15 protein-coding genes are annotated in these 20,852 nt (G+C 35.5%); all 15 read left to right on the forward strand.

Going from position 1 to position 20,852, the window contains the following annotated elements; all coding sequences use genetic code 11:
- Nucleotides 1-33: 33 nt before the first annotated feature.
- The 15 genes from P5P89_RS19480 (at nt 34) to P5P89_RS19550 (ending at nt 20,808) form a co-directional block, all read left to right on the forward strand.
- The gene (locus P5P89_RS19480) at nt 34-939 is read left to right on the forward strand and encodes a hypothetical protein (protein ID WP_278009811.1); all 906 of its coding nucleotides are present in this window, start codon (nt 34-36) and stop codon (nt 937-939) included.
- A gap of 4 nt (nt 940-943) precedes the next feature.
- Entirely contained in the window at nt 944-1,324 is a 381-nt protein-coding gene (locus P5P89_RS19485; RefSeq protein ID WP_278009812.1) for a hypothetical protein, read from the forward strand.
- Between the two features lie 487 nt (nt 1,325-1,811).
- Nucleotides 1,812-3,548 carry a thiamine pyrophosphate-dependent enzyme gene (locus P5P89_RS19490; RefSeq protein WP_278009813.1) on the forward strand — a complete coding sequence of 579 codons (1,737 nt, stop codon included), beginning with the start codon at nt 1,812-1,814 and terminating at the stop codon, nt 3,546-3,548.
- Between the two features lie 1,018 nt (nt 3,549-4,566).
- A complete protein-coding gene (locus tag P5P89_RS19495; RefSeq protein ID WP_278009814.1) occupies nt 4,567-5,946 on the forward strand; it encodes a heme-binding protein in 1,380 nt (459 codons plus the stop codon).
- Between the two features lie 85 nt (nt 5,947-6,031).
- Nucleotides 6,032-7,750 (forward strand): alpha-keto acid decarboxylase family protein, encoded by a 1,719-nt coding sequence (locus tag P5P89_RS19500; protein ID WP_278009815.1) that lies wholly within the window; start codon nt 6,032-6,034, stop codon nt 7,748-7,750.
- 43 nt (nt 7,751-7,793) lie between these two features.
- The gene (locus P5P89_RS19505; RefSeq protein WP_278009816.1) at nt 7,794-8,039 is read left to right on the forward strand and encodes a hypothetical protein; all 246 of its coding nucleotides are present in this window, start codon (nt 7,794-7,796) and stop codon (nt 8,037-8,039) included.
- Nucleotides 8,040-8,044: 5 nt separating this feature from the next.
- Nucleotides 8,045-9,787, forward strand: a complete 1,743-nt coding sequence (locus tag P5P89_RS19510; protein ID WP_278009817.1) for a flavin monoamine oxidase family protein — start codon at nt 8,045-8,047, stop codon at nt 9,785-9,787.
- A 20-nt stretch (nt 9,788-9,807) separates the two neighbouring features.
- Nucleotides 9,808-11,322: a ferritin-like domain-containing protein gene (locus tag P5P89_RS19515; protein WP_278009818.1), complete on the forward strand. Its 1,515-nt coding sequence runs from the start codon at nt 9,808-9,810 to the stop codon at nt 11,320-11,322.
- Between the two features lie 16 nt (nt 11,323-11,338).
- On the forward strand, nt 11,339-11,926 hold the full coding sequence (locus P5P89_RS19520; protein WP_278009819.1) for a hypothetical protein: 588 nt from the start codon (nt 11,339-11,341) through the stop codon (nt 11,924-11,926).
- Nucleotides 11,916-12,830, forward strand: coding sequence for an MNIO family bufferin maturase (gene bufB, locus P5P89_RS19525; protein ID WP_278009820.1), 915 nt, complete (start codon nt 11,916-11,918; stop codon nt 12,828-12,830). Before P5P89_RS19520 ends, bufB begins: the two co-directional genes overlap by 11 nt.
- 9 nt (nt 12,831-12,839) lie before the next feature.
- The gene (locus tag P5P89_RS19530) at nt 12,840-13,679 is read left to right on the forward strand and encodes an HvfC/BufC N-terminal domain-containing protein (RefSeq protein ID WP_278009821.1); all 840 of its coding nucleotides are present in this window, start codon (nt 12,840-12,842) and stop codon (nt 13,677-13,679) included.
- Between the two features lie 254 nt (nt 13,680-13,933).
- Nucleotides 13,934-14,413, forward strand: coding sequence for an RNA polymerase sigma-70 factor (locus P5P89_RS19535; protein ID WP_278009822.1), 480 nt, complete (start codon nt 13,934-13,936; stop codon nt 14,411-14,413).
- A gap of 99 nt (nt 14,414-14,512) precedes the next feature.
- Nucleotides 14,513-15,715: a FecR family protein gene (locus tag P5P89_RS19540; protein WP_278009823.1), complete on the forward strand. Its 1,203-nt coding sequence runs from the start codon at nt 14,513-14,515 to the stop codon at nt 15,713-15,715.
- 93 nt (nt 15,716-15,808) lie between these two features.
- Nucleotides 15,809-19,399 carry a SusC/RagA family TonB-linked outer membrane protein gene (locus tag P5P89_RS19545; protein ID WP_278009824.1) on the forward strand — a complete coding sequence of 1,197 codons (3,591 nt, stop codon included), beginning with the start codon at nt 15,809-15,811 and terminating at the stop codon, nt 19,397-19,399.
- A gap of 11 nt (nt 19,400-19,410) precedes the next feature.
- The gene (locus P5P89_RS19550; protein WP_278009825.1) at nt 19,411-20,808 is read left to right on the forward strand and encodes a RagB/SusD family nutrient uptake outer membrane protein; all 1,398 of its coding nucleotides are present in this window, start codon (nt 19,411-19,413) and stop codon (nt 20,806-20,808) included.
- Nucleotides 20,809-20,852: the final 44 nt, after the last annotated feature.

A 20,852-nucleotide genomic window follows, 5' to 3' on the forward strand; every position in this document is an offset into this window, starting at 1 on the left:
GAGACTGTTTTAGGAGTTTCTAATCAATTAAAAATGAGAAATTATATCCATATAACGCTATTGGTTTTTATAATAAGCAGTACTGTATTTGGCCAATCGCCGGACTGGTCAGTCAATGAAAATAAATTTCAGTACACCATGTCTTTTGAAGGTTTCATAAACGCTGATGGAAAAGACTTAACAAACAGCAACGATAAAGTGGCTGCTTTTGTTAATGGAGAATGCCGCGGAATCGCCAGCCCGATTTATGTGCCAAATGAAAAAAAATACATGGTATATTTAACCGTTTTTTCGAATACCGATAATGAAGTTGTTAGTTTCAGGATTTATGATTCAGCAAACAATGTTGTTAAAAATGTAGAAAAAACAAAAGTATTTGAAAACAACAAGCATTACGGAGATTTGTTTCAGGCGTATAGTTTTGCAAGTCCTGCATTGCAAAGTACTACTGAAATTACCAATTTTAGCATTAAAGATTTAAAGACCACTAAAATCATTAATGGTTCGCTAATAACACTTTATGCTGCTAAAGGAACTAATGTTACAGCATTGAATGCCTTATTTGAATTAAGTGCAGGAGCCAGATTATTTATCGGGACAAGCAATAAAATTTCAGGATCAAATAGTATCGATTTTACTAATCCTGTAAAGTTTCAGGTACTTTCAGAAGATCAGTCAGTTTTAAAAGAATGGACTGTTACGGTCAAATTGGGCAGTGCTGTATTTTATAAAAAAGATGCAGTATGTTACGCCGGCGGAATTATAAAAGTCTTATACGATGAGAATGAAGCCATAGCTGATTTGACAAAAGGCGGTGTGAAAATTGCGACTCAGAATGTTCAAAATGGACAGGCCGTTTTTAATAACCTGGAAGCTGGAAAATATACTGTTAGTATAGGCGGTACAACAAAAGAAATAGTAATAAATCAAAAATATTAATAAAATGAAAATTAAGCAATACTATATTTTAGCATTCGTCATGTTTTTGTTTTTAGCTTGTTCAGATTATGAAGAAAGGAATATTTATGCGAAAAGCATTTCTTTTGTTCACGCTGACGGTTCAAAATTATCAGAAAATGAATGTATCAGTCCGAATGTAAAATACGGAATAAAAATTGAAACTAATTTTAGTGATATAAACAGGCCTTTTAGAGTAGATTATTCTGTAAACGGAGTGGTATATGCAATGACTTTTACAGAAAATACTTCTCTGGTCAATCCGATTACCCTTATCAATGGTAATAATGCTGCACAAATAGTAGGAACTGACCATAAAGCAGTTCTTAAATATGTTGAACAGGGAGATTTTGAACTGGTAGAATAAAATGGTAAAGTTTTTATTAACTGTAGAAAGTGAAAGAGGCATGATTGGTTCCGAAATTTCCGAAAACCTGCTTTACGTTCTCAGGAAAAGTTAAGGTTACTATCACGTATTTTGTTGCATTCCGCAACAGTCCACAACAAAGAGGTTATCCAAAAAGTAAAAATTCTGAACTTTTGGATAGCCTCTTTTTACATAATAAATGAAATTTTTAAGAGGAGGTTTTAAATTTAAAAATTACCAGTCTTATTTGACGGTTTATCTTGTAAAGCTCTAATAATGATTTTTTAAATTGATCTTTTTTTCTGATGACAAGGAGATTGGATTAAGATAGTTTTTATTTAACACGAATTGGTTTTCTCTATAAAATTAATTCACTAAATTTAAGTAAGGCAGCCACAGTGTTAATGTTTAACATGCATGCCTCATTTAAAAATACTTTTTAAATCAATTTTATAATACAAAAATTATCAATTCTAAAACATAATCCATGAGTAAAATAGTTGCAGAACAATTAGTAGAAATGTTGGTAGAAGCCGGAGTAAAACGTGTATATGCAGTAACTGGCGATAGTTTAAATTATTTTAATGATGCCATAAGAAGGGACGGCAGGATAAAATGGATTCATGTCCGTCATGAAGAAGTCGGAGCTTATGCCGCTGCGGCTGAAGCAGAGCTTGATGGTTTCGCGGTCTGTGCAGGAAGCTGCGGTCCTGGCCATGTCCATTTAATAAATGGTTTGTATGATGCCCACCGCTCTCATATTCCTTTACTTGCTATTGCTTCGACCATCAACACCAGCGAAATGGGAATGGATTATTTTCAGGAAACAAATACAATTAAACTTTTTGATGATTGCAGTTGTTATAATCAAATGATCATGACCGCCGAACAGGCTCCCCGAATTATACAAACTGCTATACAACATGCATTAGGTAAAAAAGGCGTTGCTGTTATTGGTTTGCCAGGTGACGTTTCAGAGTTGGAAGCAGTACAAAGCAATATATCTACCCAGTATTTTTATTGCAATCCCGTTATCAGGCCTTCAGATTCTGAATTACAATTATTAGCAAAAACAATTAATGAAAGCTTCAAAATAACTTTGTTCTGCGGGATTGGAGCCGAAAAAGCACATGATCAGGTTGTCGAATTATCAAAACATATTAAAGCTCCTGTCGGATATTCATTCCGTGGAAAAATGAGCATTCAGCCTGATAATCCAAATGAAATTGGAATGACAGGTCTGTTAGGGCAGCCTTCAGCTTATCACAGCATGCACGAATCCGATCTTGTATTGTTGTTGGGAACTGATTTTCCTTACGATAAATTTATGCCTGTTGACAATAAAATTATACAGATAGATACAAGTTCTGAACGTTTGGGAAGACGCGCCAATCTGTATATGGGCTTGTGTGGTGATGTTTCAGATACTATTGAAGCCCTGTTGCCGTTGGTCGAAACAAAGACAGACGATAGTTTTTTACAAGCTCAGCTAAAACTGTACAGCACAGTAAAAGAAAATATGAATACTTACATTGCTGATAATGGGGGAGAAGATAATATTCAGCCCGAATATGTAGCACATATTATTGATAAATTGGCAGATCAAAATGCTATTTTTACAGTAGACACAGGAATGACATGTGTTTGGGGAGCACGTTTTATTAAAGGTACGGGAGCGCGCAAAATGCTCGGTTCTTTTAACCATGGCTCTATGGCAAATGCAATGCCTATGGCTATTGGAGCGGCCTTGGCGCATCCTGAAAAACAAGTTATTGCAATGTGCGGAGACGGAGGTTTATCTATGCTGATGGGAGATTTAGCAACGGTTAATCAATATAAAATACCTATCAAAATCATTGTGTTTAATAATCGGGCTTTAGGTATGGTAAAGCTTGAAATGGAAGTTATTGGATTGCCTGATAACGAAACGGATATGATAAATCCGGATTTTGGAATGATTGCTCAGGCAATGGGATTTCAAGGAGTAAACGTTCATAGACCGGAAGAGGTTGAAGGTGCTATCAAAGATGCATTTCTTCATGATGGGCCAGTTTTACTAAATATTTTTACTAATCCAAATTCACTTGCTATGCCGCCAAAAGTCGAATGGAAACAAGTTCTGGGAATGGCAAAATCAATGACAAGATTAATGCTTGGAGGCAAAATGGAGGAAGTCCTTGACACCATTAAATCAAATTATAAACATTTGAAAGAAGGTTTATAATTTGATTTAAAAATAAACGAATCACTATAAATTTCTCTGACAATGTTTAAACACATTATTACAGCATTTAATAAGCTATTAGGCCTTACTGTAAATCTGTAATCTGTTTTTGCAAAGTCATCGAAGAATAATATAACAAAAAGTTCAACACTTCTTGAAATCTTTACTAGCAGAGGCAAAAATACAAACACATATTATTTATATGGGTTAAATTTTATATTGTTGTGGTACATCCGATTCGAACCTAAACTCGACAGACCTTGTTTTTGCTAGTTTTTGCTTTCGCGAAAATCAATGTGCCACAATTTTGCAACAAATCTCAGATTAATCATTTTTATAACATTTTTGATGTAGTAATGATTTAGAACTTCACTCTTTAAATGATTTTATTAGAGAGTTAAAATGTTCCTTAAAATAGATGCATCGATTCTGCATCTAGAATTAAGTATATCTATTTAAATCTTTTACATTCTAAAAAGTTTTACTGTTTTCGAATCTAAAAATTCGGTACACTTAAATTTTATTGACTTTTTTAATTTTCTAAGAAACTTATTACGCAACATTTTTCTACTTAATTTGACTTAGCTGTTAGTTAGACAAAGAGGGATCATAACAAAATCGCCTCAACCTGTTCATAATACACTCCTAATTTTTTTTGGACGCTGTGCCACGATTCCCACATGAAAATTGTGAGGTTTTGAACATTCAATTTGTTGACGATTATTACAATGTTTTAACATGTGTATTTAAATTGTCACTCCGTCTTTTTTGCACATCTATTCTTTTCATATTTAGATATCGGGAAGCGATTATTAATATATAACGAAAGAGTCTTGTGCTTTTATTTCGACCTCTCATGGATAAAAATCCCGCACTCATGCCTTTTTTTTAATTTGAACTATGGCCTCACACTAATTTTATTACAGAAATGAGATAAGATGCATGCGCTAATGTGCCTTAGAATCACTTTCCTAAACGATACGTAACTAACCTGAAAAGGAACAAAATACATAACAAAATGGAAAATTTAAACGGTTTACAACAGCAAAAATGCCCTTATCAGGCTCAACAAACATCTGGAACAGCAATAACAACACCAGCTGCAGCACCAGCGGTAATTCCAGACATTACAACTCCGCTTGTATCAACAACAAATCAGCCGCCGGTTATTGGTACTAATAATCTTGGGCTTATAAATAGTTTTATTGGCACCTGGAATAGTCCCACGGGAGCAAATGCCACAGGTTACAATGTTATGCCTTTGCCGCAAACAGATGCTCCAAGTGGTTATATCACTAAAAACTTTCCTTATTTCGAAGAAATCTCATTTTCGGCTATAGCTGGCGGTGCACCAAATAGGGAAGGGCAATATACACAGGCAAGCAGCGTGTTGTTTTATGAACAAAGAGTTTACATTGCCAACAATGCCGATCCAAACGGAGCACAGCCAATTCAGAATACTTTAATTCATGCTGAGAACGGAACGTGGCTTTATCACGTAATACAAAATCAGGTTGAAGGTCCTTATGGTCCTGGTTTTGTTCCGGATTCAAATCCAATTCCTGTACAAAATCCGGCAACTCAGTACAACAAACAAATTTCTGTACCTCATGGTGTTTCAGTTTTAATGACGGGAGGACCAGTTGCTTCGGGAACAGGAAATCCGGTTTTTCCAACTGCAGACAGAACGAAATTACCGTTTACAGATCCTACGATAATTGATCCGTCAACCTATTTGACAACTCAATTAAAGGCATTGAACAGTCAGGGGATTACGGTTGACAGCTACTCAAGTATTACGGTAAGTACAAATAATGAAGGTGGTGCAGTAAGCAATATAAATTTTGAAACTTCTTTTGGAAAAGTGCTTTCCATGACCACCACTTGGTATGTTGAAAATTTAAGTAACGGAACGACTCAGTTACAATACATTCAAAATATTGTTTTACAATTTTTGATTAATGGTATGCCAACTCAGTTTTTGCATATCGATGCCAATACTTTACAGCTGGTAGAAACCTTTGTTCCGGTTAATGCAAATCAAGCATGGCAAAATACCGGAATCGCCGTACAGCCAGGTAATACAATAACAATAAGTTACGAATCTGGTCTATGGACAGCAGATCCGCAAACAAATTACGGTAACCTGTATGACGCAAATGGATGTCCGGGAATTATTATAACGCAATCAGGATATCCTGTTCAAAATGTAAATATGGGATCACTTATAGGACAAGTTGGAAATAACGCTCCATTTTATATTGGAAATGGACCCGTTACAACTCCTGCAGTTCAAAGCGGACCATTGAAGTTATGCATCAACGATGATTTAAATGCTGAATACGGAGCAGGATTAGCTGATAATATTGGCAGTCTGCAAGTGCGTATCAAAATTTAAAAGACTAATATAAATCTCTTCAGTTTTATTGCTGAAGAGATTTATTACTGAAAACAAAAATACTCCTAATTCTAATAACCAAAAAATGAAACCTACCAAAGAATTTACGGTCGCAGATTATCTGCTAACCCGACTCAAACAATTAAATGTCACCGAGGTTTTTCAAATTCCGGGAGATTATGTAAAGCATTTTACACAGGCTCTGGAATACTTTGACGGAATTGAAACCATTGGGACTTCAAACGAATTAGATGCTTCTTACGCGGCAGATGCTTACGCGCGCACCAGAGGTTTAGCCGCTGTATCTTTACAATACGGAGTAAGTACTTTTAGCGCATTAAATGCTATTGCAGGAGCTTATGTAGAACGCAGTCCAGTTGTTGTAATTAGTGCCACACCCGGAGCCGATGCACGACAAATTGGAAGTATGTATAATGTACTTTACCATCACTCTACAGGCAATGTTAACGCAGATCAGGAAGTTTATGAAAGAGTAACTGTTGCTGCCGAGACATTGAGTACTTCTGCAGGCGCTCCAGAAAAAATTGACAAATTACTTATCGCAGCACTTACACACCAAAGACCTGTTTATATAGCATGTTATAAAGAGGTGTGGGGCGAACCTTGCCCAAAACCTTCCAGTAAAAAACTAGAACCTGAAATAATAAAAAGTGAACCAGCAGCACTTGAAAATGCTGTTTCTCAGGCATGGTCACAAATTAGTCAGTCAAAAAATCCTTTGATTTTTGCAGGAGTAGAGCTTTTGCGACATAAACTAACAAAGCAATTAGAAGAACTTATTAAAGCCAGCGGAATGTTGTACACTACAACTTCACTTGGAAAAACGGTTCTCGATGAAAAAGGCGATAAATTTATCGGTACCTATTCTGATCAGGCTTCAATACCGGAAGTTATAAAATTAGTCGAAGCTTCTGACTGTATTTTATCTTTAGGAACTATTATTACCGATGATTATTTATGGCTGGTAGAAAATAAATTTTCGGATATGATTCAAGTAACTACTCAGGAAACTAGAGTTGGTTATTTTACTTATTCGGGAGTAACTTTAAAAGACTTTATCGAAGCCTTAACAGAGCGCTTTAAAAAAGCTTCTGGATATCCTTTAAAAGCTATAGCTCCGGCTCAGCCAAAATTTCCTGAACCTTGGCGATCTAACTCAGATCCTAAATACGATTTAACTCCGGAAGTAATAACGTTTAACCGCTTTTTTGAACATGCAACATCTTTTCTAAAAAAAGAAAAAATGCTGGACGATATTGTAATGACTTTTGGAGTAAGTTCATCAATGTACGTGGCTACCAATATTTACGGATTGTCTCAAAACGCTTATATTTCTTCGGCTGCGTGGCAGTGTATTGGTTTTGAAACCGGTGCAGCTTCAGGAGCTCAGTTGGGAAGCGGTAAACAAGCCTGGACTGTAGCCGGTGACGGTGGTTTTATTATGATTGCACAATCACTTTCAACTCTTGTAAAATACAACATCAACTCTGTAATTTTTGTAATGAGCAATGGAGTATATGCAATTGAGCAGGTATATGTTGACATGGACTCGTTTAAAGCTGGCCCGGATCATAAGTTTGACGCATTTGATATTCTTCCAAAATGGGATTATCAGGCACTTGCCAAAGCTTTTGGTGCAAACAGTTATCGTGCTGAAACTGTCTCAGAACTAGACGAAGTGCTTCTAAAACTTAAGAAAAAATCAAATCTTCCAACTCTGGTAGAAATTGTAATTCCTCAAAAAGATCTGGCACAGCAAATGGCAAGACTGGGAAATGAATAAAACCACTATCTATAACTACTAAAAAATTTAAAAATATACTATCATGAGCAAAAAAACATACTCTATTTTTGGAGCAGGTGCAGCCGGACTCTATACGGCGTGGAGGTTACTCGATGGAAAATCTAAACTCGCCAAAAACGAAAAAATGCTCGTTAAGGGCGATGTATTAGAACTTTACGACTGGGGAAAATATGATTTTTCTAAAAAAATCCGGGAACCAGAGAACCGGGCGCACGTGTTTGTACATGGCATTATAAAGACGACAAAGACAATTCGTACCTTGAATTAGGAGGTATGAGATATTTATATTGGGATGGAACTCCTGAAGGACCCGGACACCGTTTAGTAACTAAAACCATTGAAGAACTGGATTTAAAGAAAGATTCAGTTCCGTTTAATGAGTCAGCAGACCCATTGATGTCTTTGCGTTCAAAAAACATGTATATCTCAGATATCAATTCTAACCAGCCAGCTCCGTATTTTGCAAACAATTACGCTCAGGATGCTCCGCCAGATGATGGGTTTACAACGATACAATCTGTAGCAATTACACAAACATCAGGGCCGACTACCCGAAGAGAATGGTGCAAATTTTATGAAGAAGGAAGGATCAATATTGATATGCCTGATAGTTCAATCTACCAAAAAGGAGATTTGCTAAAAGAAATTGGATATTGGAACCTGGGTTATGACATGCTTGACCAGGAAGGATTTAGCTATCTATCTGATGGAAATGGTTATAGTTCAAACGTAGTAAACAGTAATAGCGCTCAGTCATTTAATGTTAATGATGAGTTTCTTCCGGGAACGGAATACAAAACTTTAATAAAAGGATATTCGAGCTTATTTGATTCCTTATTTGAAGAAGTTGAAAAACTGGCAAAACAAAAAGGAATCATATTCAATTATTATCCAAACATTAGATTGCGTTCTATTGTGCATACCAAATCTGGAGTGCATTTTACAACTGCAACGCGTAAAGATCCTGATGCGCTTGCAGAAAGAAAAAAATGCGATGCAGCATTTCTTGCTATGCCAAGAGCAGCTATTGAATTAGTAGCACAGGCATCTAGATATAGCGATGCAGAAGGTGTAGATGTATTAAATCATGAAAAAGTACAGCTGTATTTAGAGTCTGTATTGATGGAACCTTCATACAAAATAGGAATGTTTTTCGATACACCCTGGTGGAGAGTAACCGAGGCCGGAAGCCCAACTTATCCTGCTAAGATTACAAGTTATTTTTTAACTCAGGAAGGAATAGAGAAATTAAAAAAAGAGAATTTTCCATCTAAATATCTTAAAGAAATAGAAAAGGCTAAAAATCCGGTTATTATAGCAAATACCTTTAATGACAAAGCCAGTTTTATAGCTGCTGTAGAAAACGCAATTCAGGAACGTTTAACTTTTAAAGAAGAAAAACAAATTGCGCAGATTGCAGAACTAGATACTATTGGCCCAAGTATTACCGATATGCCGATTCGACAAGTAGTTTATTTTGGGGATAATGCCAGAGACGGAAAAGGAAAAAAAGTATACGGTATTTTGGCCAGTTACGATGATATTCAATATGCAACATTCTGGAAACCTTTAGAACTTGGACCAAATGCTACGCGCGAAATTCCTGAATCCAGAGACTGTCAGCCGCTTGAAGGGCCAAGAGAAGCTACTCCTGTAATGGTAAAAATGCTTCGTTCACAGCTGGCATCATTGCATTTTGGGCCGCAGGCTGATTATTCGTATGTGCCTGAACCTTTAGAGACGAGATATATGGACTGGTCACTTCCTCCTTTTAATGCAGGATATCATGCCTATAAATCGCATTATAATTTAGGTGATGTGCAAAGAAAAATTAGAAAACCATCTCAGCTCGTTCCAAATACAGACTCCGAAATTTTTATTGTTGGAGAAACCTATTCAAACGATCAGGCTTGGGTAGAAGGTGCATTTTGTACTGCCGAATCTGTTCTGAATGATTTCTTTGGAATCGAACCTATTATTGACGAAAAATACTATCCATTTATCAGTCCGGAATAATCTATTTTAACCAAAAACAAATGAAAACCAAAAAACTATTTAACTTTTCTACTTCGGTAACAAAAGAGAATATCAAAGAGGTAATGCAGCAGGCAATTGCGCTGGAGCTTGCTACAATCCCAACGTATTTATCGACCTATTATTCGATAAACAGAGCACAGGATCAGGATAAACTGTATGCTAAACTTCATGCTCAGCTTTCACAATCCGGCGTGCGTACTGCTGCCGAAATCGACGAATTGGCGCAAGAACTGAAACTCGATATATTAGTTTATTCGAATAAATCGGCTGCCTTAATTATGAGCGTTGTGATCGAAGAAATGCTGCATCTGGCACTTTCATGCAATGTGAAACAAGCAGTTTGTCAGGCAGCGCCTGATTTAATGGGAATTGGAAAAGCATTAACATTTCCAACACAACTAGATGGACATATTCCTGAATTTCAAATTAATGCTGCAAAATTGTCATTGAAGCAATTGACTACATTTTTACAAATTGAAAGCCCTGAACCGTTTAAAGATCCGTATGCAAATGAACAATTGCTGAATACGGTTGAATATCAGACGATAGGACGTTTGTATGAAATGATTATCAAATGTATAAATGAGGATTTCCCGGGACCTTATAATTATAGACCGCAATTGCTTCCTCCGGATAATCCGGATCGTCCGAGACCGTATTATTCTCAAAATTCAATGAATACGGTTCATTATGACAGAGAGCACAATCCGCAATTTGCCAATACAGATGATAGTGAAGGACTTGTTGGGGTACACGACGCTCAATCGGCAATTGAAGCGATACATCGCATCATTGAACAGGGAGAAGGAAAAAGTAAATACAAGCAGCATACCTTAATTTGGGGCGAAAATAAAATGCCGGTTGCTATGGATATTGTTGATGGGAAAGTAGTTTTTTGGGAAGGTGATTATGATGATTCTGGGAAAGAACCTGCTCATTTTGCCAAATTTCTTGAAGCCTACACACTTGGCGGGCATTATCAGCAAAAGTTTCGCAACATTCAGGGATTAGATGATTTCTTCAGCTATTTTGTATATGATACTGATGCTAATCCTAAAACAGCCGATTACATAGCTTCGGGCAATCAGGCACTGGCATTATGTTCACAATTAGGGAATGCAGTTTTTGCTTATATCCTTTTAATGATTGAAGCCTGCTACTATAAAGACGAAAGTACACAATATGATTTGTTCATTTTTGGTATTCATAAATCAATGATCTGGCTTTTGAGTGGAGTTGGTAACCAAATTAATCAATACACTTATACTAAAGGCAATCAGGCTTATAAAGGCGCTTTAACATTTGAACCTTTTTCGTTTGAGCAAAGTTTCTTAAGACCAAAAGCACAAATCATGAGTGTGGTGGATCAATTGGCGAAAGCCGATCCTGTTAATTGGGGCTGGGCTATAAAAAGCGAAAACTATTTCCCGTCTTTACCAGATGTAGGATTGGATTACAGCATTGAAGCCGATATTCCTAAAGTACCAGATACACCTTATAGACATAATCATTAATATAAAAATAGACAACATGTCAGAATTAGTAACTAAAGAACTTCATGTATGCATGGGGCTCAATTCATGCAAAAATGCGGGATATTCAGGAAATAATGATTGTGCAGGTCAAGGCGATTGCTCAACAGCAGTTGGCCATCCCTGCCACACCTTAAATGCCTGTAAAGGGCAGGGAGGCTGCGGGATTTTTGGAACGACTGAAGAACTTTGCCATCCCGGCGAAAATGATTGTCGTTATCAGGGCAGTTGCGGTGTGCCTATTTTGTCTTCCCGTTTTATGGCACAAGGCCCTAATAAAGGACTTAGCGTTTGGCAATTGGCAAGAATACGCTTTGAAGAAAAAAGAATAAAAAACGGAGAATCCTTTGGTGAAGCTCCGCAGCAATACGGACCAAGCGATGAATACGTAAATTCCATTCGCGGGACTTCAGGCGTAGATTATTCTTCTTGCGGACAAAGCGGTTCAAGATTTTGTTCCTACATCAATAACCCTGCTGAAAGAAAAGCTGCGGCAGCGGAAAGAGTTTTGAAAATGGAAGAAGAAAGCGCTAAAAAACTACCGGAGAGTCTTTCAAATTGTCAACCCAAAAATAATGGACACTAGACTTGGATTACCCAATTTAGGATTGGGATTAGGACTCAGAAGCCAGCATTTTGAACATATTCTGGAGAAAAACCCTGCCGTAGACTGGTTTGAGGTAATTTCTGAGAATTTCATGGATTCACATGGACGTCCAAGATATATTTTACAACAAATAGCAGAAAAATATCCCGTGGTAATGCACGGGGTATCGCTTTCTATAGGAAGCACTGATCCGTTAAATTTTGATTATCTAAAGAGTTTAAAACAACTTGCAACTGAGGTTCAGCCAGGCTGGATCAGCGATCACTTATGCTGGACAGGAGTTTTAACCACCAATTCGCACGATTTATTGCCGCTTCCGTTAAATGAAGATTCATTAAAACATGTTTGTAAACGAATCAGACAAGTTCAGGATTATTTAGAACGACCGCTAATTGTAGAAAACCCAAGTACCTACGCAGCCTTCAATAATTCGACACTTCCGGAATGGGAGTTTTTACGAATCATGACCGAAGAAACAGGCTGTGGATTACTTTTGGATGTAAACAACGTTTATGTATCTTCTTTTAATAATGATTTTGATCCTGTAGAATACATCAACGGAATTCCACATGATAAAATAGTTCAAATGCATTTGGCAGGTCATCAAAATTGCGGTAATTATATTATTGATACACACGATAGAGAAGTAAATAATCAGGTTTGGAAATTATTTCAACAAGCTTATCAATTGGCCAATCAGGCATCAATTTTATTAGAGTGGGATGGGAACATTCCGGCTTTTGATGTGTACCATTCTGAATTACTGAAATCAAAACAATATATGGATGCAGCATTTGTTGGAGTTGAAAAAGAAGTTTTTTCTACTGATGAAGAACAAGTTTCAAATCCATTGAATTTATTCGCTGTTGACAAATTTTTATAGACTCCAAAGATGCAGAAAACGGTAAAAATACCTTTAAAGGACTTTCAGCAATGGATGCAGCAGCTTTTGCTCGATCCTTATCAGCAAACAGGAGTGAACCCTAATGATTTGCTTTCGAATGCAGAAAATGCCACTTCAATAGAAGATGTAATTTGTCATTCAGAAAAACTTACTGCTCAGGAACACTTAGCTATTTACCAAAGGAGTTATATTGCACGACTGCGAAATTGCATGTCGCAGCAATTCAGTGCTTTAGAATATGCTTTAGGCGAACCTATTTTTTGTGCTTTCGCAGATGATTATTTGGCTTCAAAACCTTCTTATAATTACAATTTATCTTTTTTGGGAGCTCATTTTGCACAATATCTGGAAAATAACAGACCCGATGCCAATGAAGATGTGAAAGAAGACTGGATTGATTTTATGATTGAACTCGCGCGATTTGAATATGCTATTGGTGTTCTTTTTGATGAAAAAGCGGAAGAAAACTACCAATTAGCAACAATCGATACCCCAGAAGATGAATTAAAATTGTTACCTGTATTTGCCTTATTTAAGTTTAAGTTTCCTGTTCGAAAGTACTATTCTGAATTCAAAAATGACAAAAATCCCAATCTGCCTTTTGGAAAAGAAAGTTATTGTGTAGTGCTAAGGCATAAATTTAAACTGTCCATTTACGATCTGCACAAAGAGCAGTATGATTTTTTGTGTTTTTTAAAAGGTAATAAGAATATGATTGAAACAAAAGAATGGTTTAATAGCCATTATAAAGAGAATACAGTCCAGTTCGAACAGGTATGGGCCAGTTGGAAAGAACGCTGGCTGGATGCTCATTTTTTTAGAGTGTAACGAGATTTTTTATCTCAACAAATCTAATTTATCAAACAAGATTTTAATTTTCATTACGTTCGTTATTCGAATTCAACAATCAATAATTCTTACTTTTTTGTTGCTATTTAGAGTTTTTAATTCTAAATAGTTGGCAAAATATTAGTTTTGTTGATATATCTTATATATTTGTTGACTTAAACTCAAAGGGGATTAAATCATTAAAAGTAAATATCAAAATTGACGAAACGTACTACAAAGAGTTGTTTTATTCTTTGTATCCAAGGCTTGTAAGTTATAGTTTTGGTTTAGTAAAAGATATTTTTATTGCTGAAGAAGTGGTCGAAAATGTGATGTTGCAGCTTTGGGAAAATCGTTTAAGGTTTGAAAAAGTCAACGATGTCAAATCGTATCTGTATACCATAGTCAAAAACGGTTCTGTTGCCGCTCTTAAAAAACAGCAAAAAAGTATCCAGCTCGATGAAACATTTTCAGATGAACCATCAGAATTTGATTTTAATATCCTGCAGGAAGAAGTATATTCGGTTTTAATAGAAGCTTTGAATTCATTGCCTGAAAAATGCAAAGAAGTTTTTGAGTTATCCTGTTTAGAAGGAATGAAATACAAAGATATCGCCGAACAGCTTGATATTTCTGTCAATACAGTTAAATCACAACGTGCCCGGGCCATCGAATTATTAAAAGTAAAACTGAAAAACCATTCAGAACTTTTATTTATTTTATTATTTCTTTAAAATTTTTTAAAAATCTTTCCACCCATTTTTGGTGTTTCGTACTCTTAGTTATATAACATTTACTTAAACTGTTAATAACCGATACTTAATATTAAAAATATGTCTTTAGGAAAGAAAGAATTTATAGTCGCTGACCTGATAAGAAAAGAGTTGCTTTTAGGGAAATTGTTCACAGAAGAGAATGCTTTTTTGCAGGAATGGCTTTCGTTACCCGAAAATGAAGTGTATTATCAAAAGGTTATTGATTTTGAAACTTTAAAATCAAAAGAATCATTTTATAGTGCCATTGATACCGATATGGCTTTTGAAAGGATCAGAGAAAAGATCAGTCAGAGTAATACGCATGCTGTTCCTCTTTACAACTATAAAAAACTTTTCAAATATGCTGCTGTTTTTTTGGTTTTACTTAGTGTTACTGCTGTTTTTGTTTTTAAAAATAATGGAGAAAATCAGAAACCAAAAACGATAGTCACCAGTATTACTCCCAAATACAATAGTCCAACTTTGGTCCTGGCAGACGGAACCGTAATAGCGTTAGAGGCCAAAAAGGAAAAGATAATTTCAAAAAATGGCGTAATCTCCAATGTAAATAAGGTTTTGGTTTATGATGCAAAAGATTTAAAAGGAGCTGCATCAGGAGAAAATACCTTAATTGTGCCTGTTGGCGGTATCTACGCCGTTAATCTTTCTGATGGGACAAAGGTCTGGCTGAACTCAAAATCGTCATTAAAATATCCTGTTGAATTTTCTGGTAATAAACGAGCCGTGACCCTTGAAGGAGAAGCCTATTTTGAAGTAAGCAAAAATTTGCACAGTCCTTTTACTGTTAAAACGAAATCAGGAAACATTACGGTTTTAGGAACACATTTTAATGTAAGTTCTTATAAGGAAGACGATGTATTCACAACTACCCTTGCCGAAGGAAAAGTAAAAGTTTCTGATTTTGCTTCTGAAGAAAAAGAATCCATTGTTTTAAATCCGGGGCAGCAATCACGCGTAAATATTAAAAATGATGGTTCTGTAACTGTTGCAGCAGTTGATCCCACAGTATATACAGCCTGGAAAGACGGAAAATTTTATTTCGAAAATGAAAACCTGAAAAGCATACTAGCAAAAATGTCAAGATGGTACAACTTCACTGCAAAATTTGAAAACAAATCGCTGGAGCAGATTAGATTTACCGGAATTGCTTTAAAGGAAGAACCAATTGACCGTCTGCTTGATATTATCAGTAAAGTATCGAATGTGAAATATAAAATAACCAAAGTAAACCAAACCTATGAAGTAACCGTAAGTAAGTAAAAAAACCGGAAAATATTGCAGTATTTCCCGGCTAGTATTGTTCAGTCGAAAAAAGAGTTCGAAATCAATTAACCAACCAAAACATTTAAAAGTATGAAAAAAAACCTATCCGCAAAAGATTGTGGGGTAAAATCCGCTCTTTGGGATAAATTTCTTAGCATTATGAAGAAATCCCTACTATTATCCATTTTTTTAGGCCATATTGTTGTTTTTGCCTACTCGCAAAAAGTAACAATAAAGGCAAAAAATCAATCTATAGCTACTGTTTTAAAAAACATTACAAGGAAAACTAACGTAGAGTTTTTTTATAGTGATGATGTCTTTAATGCTCAGGGAAAAGTAAATTTAGAAGCGAATAATGCTGATGTAATAGCTGTTGTCAAAGAACTTATTGGTGATGGCTACAAAGCAGAATTTATTAATGACAAATTGATTGTCATTTCTATAAATGACAAAGTTAAAACCGTGACTGCTTCAGTAATAGCAGAGAAGGTAAAAATAAAAGGAGTTGTAACCAATTTTAAAAAAGAATTTTTAATTGGAGCCACGATCTGGCTAAAAGGAACCAGAGATATGGCCACGACCAATTTTGACGGTTCATATGAAATTATGGCTAAAAAGGGAGACGTGCTCGTTTTTGAATACATGGGTTACAAAAAGCTGGAAGTAACTGTTGGGGATAGTTTAATTATTAATCCAATTATGCTGGAAGATGTCAACAAACTGGATGAAGTAAAGATCGTTTCTACAGGTTATCAAAACATTGATAAAGAACGTTCAACAGGATCTTATGCAGTAATTACGGCAAAAGATTTAGAAAAAATCCCTGTTAACAACGTACTCCACAGATTAGAAGGTCAGGTTGCTGGTCTTCAGCTGGATGTTCAGGATCCTGATAATACTTTTGTGTATCAAAATAAATTTGGAAATAATCAAGGAAAAGGGAGTTATAATGTTGCTATTAGAGGTAAATCTACTTTTGAAGCTGGCGGAACTAATGCAATGCCTTTACTTGTTCTTGACGGAACACCTACAGAATTAGATATTAGAACGATAAACCCAAATGATATTGAAAAAATTACTTTTCTGAAAGATGCCGCTGCGGCTTCTATCTATGGGGCAAGAGCAGCAAACGGAGTTATAGTTATTAATACCAAAAAAGGGAAACAAGGACAAACGAGAATCAATTTTTCTCAGAATTACACTTTCTCCAATAGACCTTCTTTATCAAAATTGCCATTGATGAATTCATCTCAGGTTTTAAATTTAGAGCAGGAATTTGTAGATAAAAATCTGGTTACAGATCCAAAAAATATTACTTATATGCTTACTTCGCCTGTTAGTCAGGGTATGGACTTAATGTTTCAATACAGGAGAGGTGATATTACTTTAGCACAAAGAGATGCTGGATTAGATATTTTGCGTCAACGTAATACCTATGGTCAGACAGAGAAATATTTACTACAAGCTTCAACAAGTCAAAATTATGATTTGTCCTTTAGTGGAGCAGAGAATGATTATTCTTATTTCATGTCTGGTTCTTATTCTAAAGAAGAAACCCAGACAAAAGGAAAAGACGGACAGCGTTTGACTTTATTGTCTAATCAGGATTTTAAGCTTTTTAATTATGTGAAAATGACAACGAACTTAAGAGGTTCTATCTTCAAATACAATGACAATGGTTTGGGACTTTCTCCTTTAGGAACATCACTAACTACTTTATTGCCTTACGATCAAATCGTTGGAGATAATGGTAACTCAGTCGATTATTATCGTCGTTATTATGCCGGACAAACAATTCCGTTGGAGCAAAGAGGCTATTTACCGTGGACTTACAATTATATTGACGAATTAAACAATTCGGATAAAACGATGAATGAGCAGAATTTTGGTGCTACCGTTTCAGCTACACTTCCTTTATTAAGAGGTTTAGATGCTGTTGGTACGTATTCTGTAGAAACATCAACATCAACAAGTAATAATATTTTTAATGAAAATACGTATTATACCCGCGATGCTGTTAATTCAGCTACATCAATAAGCAGTAACGGCGATTTAGTGTACGGAATTCCGTTAGGAGGAATTTTTCAAAGCAATAGATTTGGAAGAACCAGTTCTACTATGAGAGGACAACTAAATTATGACGGTATTATTGGCGAAGATCATTTGATTAATGCTATCGGAGGTATCGAAGCCAGAGAAACGGGAAATACTCAGGATTCGAGAACACTTTACGGCTACAATTCAAAAACTCAAACTTCTATAGATTTACCATCGCAAAATTATGTAGACGTTAACGGCTATAATTACATTATAGGTAATGGAAATGTGCATAAAGATTTCAAAAGAAGATTTTTATCTTATTATGCGAATGCCGGTTATACTTTCAAAAATAGATATACACTTACAGGAAGCGCAAGATTAGATGACTACAACAATTTTGGAGTAAGTAAAAAATTAAGACGAACACCATTATGGTCTACCGGAGCAAAATGGAATATTAAAGATGAAAATTTTCTTAAAGATGTAAGTCTGGTTAATAATTTAAGTTTTAGAGCCAGTTATGGATATAGCGGAAATATTAACTTAGAAGTTTTTCCATTTACCAATGTCAGTTTAGCGGATTTAGATACTTTTTCGCAACAGCCTTATGCTTTTATTAGCCAACCGGCAAATCCTAATTTACGTTGGGAAAAAACGGGAATCTTAAATTTTGGATTGGATTTTTCGATCTTCAACAGCAGATTAAATGGTACGGTAGAATATTATAAAAAAAATAGTAAAGATTTAATTGTAGACTTTCCTGTTTCACCATTTTACGGAGCGCCAAACAATACATTGGTACAAAATGCTGCAACTTTAGAAGGGCATGGAATCGATTTAAGTTTAAACGGAGTTATTCTGAAAACAAAAGATTTTTCATGGAATTCGGCTCTTGTAGTTTCTTTTAACAATACAGAAGTTACAGATACCCGTCTTCAGAATTACAGTTCTTATTTAAACGGTACAGGGTCAACACCACCAATTGAAGGTTATCCTTTAAATAGTGTCTTTGCTTTCAGATCTGCAGGTTTAGATGCAGCCGGTAGAACCCAGGTATACGATAAAGCAGGGAATATTGTAAATTCTTTTACGTCTTTAAAAGAAATCGGCGATATGAAATATATGGGAACCAATATCCCTTCTTATTACGGAAGCTTTAGCCAGACTTTCAATTATAAAAAATTATCATTGTACGTTTTAGCAACTTATAAATTTGACTATGTATTGTTTAAACCAACTTATGGAGGGTACGTAAACAGACAGGGAAGATTCAACCAATACGATTTAAATACAGATATTGATCAAAGATGGAGAAATCCGGGAGACGAAGCTACGACTTCTGTACCAGGAATTCAGGGATCAACAGGGTTAAGTTATGTAAGATATGTTTTTGGAGATGACCAGGTTATTGACGGAGATCATATTCGTTTCAGAGAGCTTTCTTTAAAATATGATTTGACCAGCCTGATTGACAGAGGATTTGTAAGAGGTGCTTCTATATCTTTTGCAGCCAGAAATCTTGGTTTCTTCTGGAGAAAAAACAAAGATGGTTTAGATCCGGATTTTATGCCTTATACAGGAATTAATATGAAACTGCCGGCAATGGCAACGTATTCAATTAGTTTTAATGTTAATTTTTAATTTTTTTAAAGATGAAAAAATATTTAAAATACATCACAGTTGTTGCATTAGGAACAATTGTTTTAAGTTGCGATAATTACGTCGATATCAAGACCGAAGGAAAATTAATACCGGAAGAAACATCAAATTACAGATACCTTCTGCAAAATACAAGCACATTAGACAAAGCCTATGGTAATGTAGATATACCTTCAGATGATATCAGTTTTCAAAATGAGGCACAAACTACTGCATTAGGCGCATCCGATTATTATCGTCCTTTTACTAATTTGTATAAATGGTCTGACGTTGTTTATTCTGGCAGTGAGATAGATTATGATATGAATGCTTTGTATAATGCATTATATAGTGTTAACATCGTTATCAATGAAGTAATGAAAAGTAAAAATGGAACAGAAGCTCAAAAAGTAGCCATAAAAGGTGAGGCAGAAGTACACCGTGCCTTCATCTTTCTGACGTTAGTAAATACTTTTGGAAAAGCGTATGATGCTACAACGTCTGCGACAGATCCAGGAATTGTGCTTTTTACAACTCCAACAGTATCAGAAGATATTAAAAGAACTTCGGTTCAGGAGGCTTACGATGTGATTTTGAGTGATCTTAAAGACGCTGTGAATTCAGGATTAAAACCGGTTAATTCTGGTAATAATGTTGCATTTCCTTCACAGGCAGCGGCTTATGCACTTTTGTCCAGAACCTATTTATATATGCGTAATTATCCTTTAGCATTAGAAAATGCCGAAAAATCTTTAGCATTACAAAGTACATTGAACAATCTGGCAGATTATGAATTTACATCTTTTCCGTCAAGAAAACAGGATAAAGAATTAATATTATCAAAATGGAATGGTTATAACTCCTTTAGTTATTCACCGCAAATATTATCGTTGAGCAATGAATTAATCAATTCGTTTGACACTAATGATTTACGTTACGTATTGTTTACACAGCCATCAAGTAATTTTAATTTTGATTATACAATTGGAAGAACTTATGCTAAAGAAGGTTTAACAGGAGAAAGCAGAAATGCAGGACCAACCGTACCGGAAATGATGCTTATAAAAGCAGAATGTCTGGCAAGATCAGGTTCCGGTAACTTAGCTATGGCAGAAATAAATAAGTTAAGAGAAAAAAGATTCAGAGCAGGAGAATATGTTGCCTTAACGGCTACTGACAATAAAGATGCTTTGATTAAAGTTTTGGCAGAAAGAAGAAGGGAGCTAATGGGAACAGGCGGTTTTAGGTGGTTTGATTTAAAACGACTGAACAAAGAACCTGAATTTGCTAAAACAATTACACATGTTTTTGGTACACAGTCTTTCACACTTGCTCCAAATAGTGAACGTTATCAAATGCCATTTGCCCCAATTTATTTTGATTACGCTCCAAACCTGCAACAAAACCCATAATTCGATTAATTAAAAATGTTCACTCCAATTTTTTTGAGTGCACT

It is taken from the genome of Flavobacterium gyeonganense (assembly GCF_029625295.1).
Lineage (GTDB): Bacteria > Bacteroidota > Bacteroidia > Flavobacteriales > Flavobacteriaceae > Flavobacterium > Flavobacterium gyeonganense.